Raw genomic sequence first — 5,647 nt, 5'->3', positions numbered from 1 at the left:
GCCACTGCGCGCCCGGCCCCCGGTAGCCCATCTCCGCGGCGGCGTGCAGCGTCCAGGCCGGATCGTGCAGGTGCGCCCGTCCGACCGCGATCAGGTCGGCGCGGCCGGCCAGGATCAGCGAGTTGGCGTCGTCGTAGGTCGAGATGGCGCCGACCGCGATGGTGGGCACGCCGGCCTCCGCGCGGATCCGCTCGGCGAACGGCGTCTGGTAGCTGCGCTCGTACTGCGGTCGCTCGTGCGCCACGACCTCGCCGGTCGACACGTCGACGGCGCTCGCGCCGTGAGCGCCGAACGCCGCGGCGATCCGCACCGAGTCCGCCGCCGAGGTGCCCCCTTCGGCCCAGTCCACGGCCGATATCCGGACGATGACCGGCTTGTCCGCCGGCCACCGCGCGCGTACCGCGCCGAGCACGGCGAGGGGGAAGCGCATCCGGTTCTCCAGGGTCCCGCCGTAGTGGTCGGTGCGCCGGTTGGTCAGCGGGGACAGGAACGCCGAGAGCAGGAATCCGTGCCCGGCCTGGATCTCCACTACGTCGAATCCGGCCTCGTCCGCGCGGCGCGCCGCCGCGGCGAACTGCGCGGCGATCTCCTCCAGTTCGGCCTCGGTGAGGGGCCTCGGCTCGGGGTGGCGACCGTACGGGATGGGCGACGGTCCCACGACCGGCCACCCGCCCTCGGGCAGCGGTTCGCCCAGCGCGCCCCGCTCCGGCGGGCGGGTCGACGCCTTCGGCCCCGCGTGGGTGAGCTGGACCCCGATCGCCGCGCCGGAGTGCCGGTGGACCAGCTCGGTGATACGGCGCCAGGCGGCCACGTGCTCGTCGGCGTACATCCCCGGGCAGGCAGGTGTGGCGCGGCCGGTCTCGCTGACCGCGGTCATCCCGGTCAGCACGAGGCCCGCGCCGCCGAGCGCCTTGCTGGTGAGGTGCAGGAGCTCGGCGTCGCCGGGGACGCCGTCCACGGCGGTGTAGGTGGCGATCGGAGCCGCGACGACGCGGTTGACCAGGTGCCGCCCGCCCATCGCGTACGGCTGGAACAGCGGTGGCGGAGGCGGGGCGCCGCGACCGCCGGAGCGCCGGTCGAACCAGGTGTCGAGGCGGGCCACGTAGTCGGGATCGCGCAGCCGCAGGTTGTCGTAGGTGACCCGCCTGCTGCGGGTCAGCAGGTTGAACGCGAACTGCTCCGGCGCCTGGCCGAGAGATCGCTCGACCGTCTCGAACCATTCCAGGCTGGCCTGCGCGGCTCGCTGGGTCGACTCGACCACGGGCCTGCGGTCGGCCTCGTAGCGTTCGAGCGCCGCCTCGATGCCGCGCCCGAGGTCGCGTTCGATGGCGGGGCCGAGCTGTTGCAGGCTGCTCGCCAGCGCGACCGCGTCCTCCATCGCCAGCTTCGTCCCGGAGCCGATGGAGAAGTGCGCGGTGTGCGCCGCGTCGCCGAGCAGCACGATGTTGCCGTGCCGCCAGGTGCGATTGCGCACGGTCGTGAAGCGGAGCCACCTGGAGTTGTTGGTGATGAGCCGGTGCCCGGCGAGGGTGTCGCCGAGCAGCCGCTCGCACATCGCCACACTCTCCTCGTCGCTCTCGGCCGGCCGGTACTCCCGCGCGGCGGGCACGTCGAATCCCGCGTCGAGCCACGTGCGCTCGGCCATCTCGATGATGAACGTGCTGCGGTCGGCACTGAACGGATAGGCGTGGACGTGCACCGGGCCGTGCGAGGTCTCGGCGACGACGAAGGTGAACGCCTCGAAGACCTTGTCGGTGGCCAGCCACATGAAGCGGCAGTCGCGCACGTCCAGGTCGGGGCCGAACACCTCGGCGTGGGCGGAGCGGGTTGCCGAGTTGACCCCGTCGGCGGCGACCACCAGGTCGTACTCGGCGGCCAGTCGCGCGGCGGGCGGGGCCTCGGTCCGGTGGCGCACGTCGACGCCGAGGCAGAGGCAGCGTTCGCGCAGAATCTGCAGCAGCCGCTTGCGCGAGATCGCGGCGAATCCGTGGCCGCCCGAAACCTGCACGCTGCCGCGGTAGTGGATGTCGATGTCGGTCCACTGAGCGAACTCCGCCCGCATCGCGTCGAACACGGTCGGGTCCGCGTGGGCGATCCCGCCGAGGGTCTCGTCGGAGAACACCACGCCGAACCCGAACGTGTCGTCGGCGGCGTTGCGCTCCCACACCGTGATCTCCCGGCTCGGATCGAGCTGTTTGGCCAGGGCCGCGAAGTACATCCCTCCGGGGCCGCCGCCGATCACCGCGATCCGCATGGCGTTCCTCCTCCTCAACACTGGCGAGTTCGCGGGCCGTCTCACGCTGTCCGCCCCTCGGCGGCCGACAGCCTGGCGCGCACCTCGGACGGCCACGGGGTCGCGGACATCGCGTGCGGCTCCGCGTGAGCGATGATCACAACGCCGTCGGCGGCGACGCCCGCGCCGCCGTGAACCTCGAAGGCGTACCGCAGGGACGTGCGACCCACGGACTGCACGCGCAGGCGGATGCGCACCGTCTCCCCGAACCACAGACGGGCGTGGTAGCCGACCTCGTGGCGGATCCGCGGCGTCCGGCCGAACAGCCAGGAAAGGCCCAGCCCGCGCAGCAGCTCGGCCTCGGCGCTCTCCACCCAGCGCAGGATCGCGGAGTGGTGCTGGTGCCCGGCCGCGTCGGTGTCATGCCACTCGACGGCGCGCTCGATCGTCACCTCGGGCAGCCCGGACAGCTCGGAAGGCTCGGAAGCCTCGGAAGGCTCGGGAACCCCAGGAGGCTCGCCGGGTGGCTCGGGCGGCTCGAACAGCTCGCCTGCCGGGGTGGTCGCCATTTCGGGTCCTCCGCTCTCTTGACAGCGGTCACGGTAGCGCGGTTTCATGACGACCGTCAACAAAACAACATAGACGGACGGAGGGGGCGACATGACACTCAGCGACGACGTGCTCGGTCGCGCCAGAGTCACCGACAACGACGAACTCAGGGACTACTACGAGGAGCTGGCCGCCTACGAGGCCGGTGCGCTGTGGACGGTCGCGAACAAGATCGAGCCGTGGTTCCCGCAGCCCGCCTCGGTGCCGGTGCTGTGGCGCTACGCCGATCTGCGGCCGCTCGTGATGCGGTCCCTCGACCTGGTCAAGGCGGACGACGCCGGCAGGCGCGTGGTCATGCTCACCAACCCCGAGCGCAGGGACGTCGCCGCCGCGGTCGGCCTGCTCTACACCGGTCTGCAGATCATGGGGCCCGGTGAGTCGATGACCGCCCACCGCCACCAGGCCGCCGCCCTGCGCTTCGTCGTCGAGGGCGAAGGCGCCTGGACCATCGTGGACGGCCAGAAGCTCAAGGTGGGGCCGCGCGACTTCGCGATCACGCCGAACTGGGCCTGGCACGAGCACGGCAACGAATCGGCCGACACCCCGTGCATCTGGCAGGACGGGCTCGACATCCCCCTGGTGAACGCGCTCGACGCGGGCTTCTACGAAGTGCACCCGGACCTCTACCAGGAGCCCGGAAAGGTGATCAACTCCTCGCTGCTGACCTACGGCGCCGGGAGCATGCGGCCCGTGGGGCCGGCCGGCGCGTGGAGCAAGCCCTACTCGCCGCTGTTCGCCTACCCGTGGGAGCCGACCTACGAGGCCCTGCTCGACGCGGCGAAGGCGAGCGACGGCTCCCCGTACGACGGCGTCATCATGGAATACGGCAACCCGCTCACCGGCGGCTCCGTCATGCCGACCATGAGCGCGCACATGCAGCTCCTGCGCCCCGGTGAGGCGACGCAGGCCCACCGGCACACCGGCTCGGTGATCTACAACGTCGCCAAGGGCAGCGGTCACTCCGTCATCGCCGGCCGGCGGTTCGACTGGAGCGAGGGCGACATCTTCTGCGTGCCCTCCTGGGCATGGCACGAGCACGCCAACGCCAGCGCCTCGGAGGACGCCTGCCTGTTCTCGTTCAACGACTTCCCGGTCATGCGGTCGCTGACGTTCTGGCGCGAAGAGGCCAGCACCGACGACGGCGGCCACCAGCCGATCGCCTGACCCGGAGGAGAAACCCCGTGCTGCTCATCACCTTTTCCCGCGACGGCGGACCCGACCAGGCCGGCGTGCTCCGCGATGACCGGGTGGCCGGCATCGCCGCCCTCGCCGCCCGCGCGGGCGGCGAGATCCCGGGCACGCTGCTCGGCCTCATCCGCGCCGGCGACTCCGCCGTCGCCCGGATCGCCGACCTCCTCGCGGACACGCCGGACTCGGAACTGCTCCCGGTCGACGAGGTCACCCTGCGCGCGCCGTTCCGCCCCGGCAAGATCATCGGTGTCGGGCTGAACTACACCGAGCACATCGCCGAGTCGGCCAGGGCCCTGGACACCGACAAGGCGCTCCCGCAGCGGCCGGTGCTCTTCAGCAAGCCGGGCACCGCGGTCGTCGGGCCCGGCGAGCCCATCCTGCACAACGGCGACCTCACCGCCCAGCTCGACTGGGAGTGCGAGCTGGCCGTCGTCATCGGCAGGACCGCGAAGAAGGTCGCCGAACGCGACGCGCTGGACCACGTCTTCGGCTACAGCATCGTCAACGACATCAGCGCACGCGACCAGCGGCGCTCGGGCCAGTGGTTCTTCTCCAAGGGGCAGGACTCATTCGCCCCGTTCGGGCCGGCTGTCCGCACCGTCGGCGACGTTCCCGACCCGCACGCCCTCGACCTCTCGCTGCGCGTCAACGGCGAGGTCAAGCAGAAGGCCAACAGCCGCTACATGCTCTTCAGGATCCCCCAGCTGATCGCCGACATCACCTCCGGTATCACGCTAGAGCCCGGCGACGTCATCGCCACCGGCTCGCCCGCCGGGGTGGGGGCCGGCCTGACCCCGCCGCAGTTCCTGCGGCCCGGCGACGTGGTGGAGGCCACCGTCGAGTCGATCGGCACCCTGCGCAACCCGGTCGTCGACGCCCGCTGAGCAGTTCCCCGCCCCGACAGGAGCCCACGACGATGACCCAGACCTTCCGGATCGGCCAGATCGTGCCGAGTTCGAACGTCACCATGGAGACCGAGATCCCGGCGCTGTTCCGGGCCCGCGAGCGCGTGGAGCCGGAGCGCTTCACGTTCCACTCCAGCCGGATGCGGATGAGGCAGGTACGCGAGGAGGAGCTCGCCGCGATGGACGCGGAGTCCACACGGTGCGCCACGGAGCTGTCCGACGCCCGCGTGGACGTGCTCGGGTACGCGTGCCTCGTAGCGATCATGAGCATGGGACCCGGCTACCACCGCGAGTCGGAGAAGAAGCTGCGCGCCGCCGCCGCGGAGAACGGGGCGCCGGCCCCGGTGGTGACGAGCGCTGGAGCCCTGGTGCGTGGGCTGCGGGTGCTCAAGGCCCGGCGGATCGCGCTCATCGCCCCCTACCTGCGCCCGCTCACCCGCATGGTCGTGGACTACATCCGCGACGAGGGGATCGAGGTCGCCGACTTCGAGGCTCTGGAGATCCCGGACAACCTCGAGGTCGCGGCCCACGACCCCGCGCGGCTCGTGTCGATCGCGCGGCGGCTCGACCACGCGGACGCCGACGCGGTCGTGCTCTCCGCATGCGTGCAGATGCCGTCGCTGGCATCGGTCGAGATCGTGGAGAACGAGCTGGGCAAGCCGGTGCTGTCCGCCTCCATCGCCACCGCCCACCAGATGATGCGGGTTCT

Annotated in this window: 5 protein-coding genes; 3 read left to right on the top strand and 2 right to left on the bottom strand. The window is 71.6% G+C overall.

The window, feature by feature from the left end; all coding sequences use genetic code 11:
* On the bottom strand, positions 1 to 2,254 hold a 2,254-nt coding region (locus DAT37_RS04200; protein ID WP_109523357.1), incomplete at its 3' end, for an oxidoreductase.
* 41 nt (positions 2,255 to 2,295) lie between these two features.
* The gene (locus DAT37_RS04195; RefSeq protein WP_109523356.1) at positions 2,296 to 2,802 is read right to left on the bottom strand and encodes an acyl-CoA thioesterase; all 507 of its coding nucleotides are present in this window, start codon (positions 2,800 to 2,802) and stop codon (positions 2,296 to 2,298) included.
* A gap of 91 nt (positions 2,803 to 2,893) precedes the next feature.
* On the opposite strand from DAT37_RS04195, the gene DAT37_RS04190 reads away from it, so the two are divergent.
* The 3 genes from DAT37_RS04190 to DAT37_RS04180 all read left to right on the top strand — a co-directional run.
* Positions 2,894 to 4,006, top strand: a complete 1,113-nt coding sequence (locus DAT37_RS04190) for a cupin domain-containing protein (protein ID WP_109523355.1) — start codon at positions 2,894 to 2,896, stop codon at positions 4,004 to 4,006.
* A 17-nt stretch (positions 4,007 to 4,023) separates the two neighbouring features.
* Positions 4,024 to 4,917, top strand: coding sequence for a fumarylacetoacetate hydrolase family protein (locus DAT37_RS04185; protein WP_109523354.1), 894 nt, complete (start codon positions 4,024 to 4,026; stop codon positions 4,915 to 4,917).
* A gap of 32 nt (positions 4,918 to 4,949) precedes the next feature.
* Positions 4,950 to 5,647: maleate cis-trans isomerase family protein (locus tag DAT37_RS04180; RefSeq protein WP_269814734.1), on the top strand; the 698-nt coding region annotated here is incomplete at its 3' end.

It is taken from the genome of Nocardia aurea (assembly GCF_003123685.1).
GTDB classification, from domain to species: Bacteria; Actinomycetota; Actinomycetes; order Mycobacteriales; family Mycobacteriaceae; genus Nocardia; species Nocardia aurea.
The sequence above is the reverse complement of the archived record's forward strand: the minus strand, read 5'-3'. Positions and strand labels throughout refer to the sequence as shown.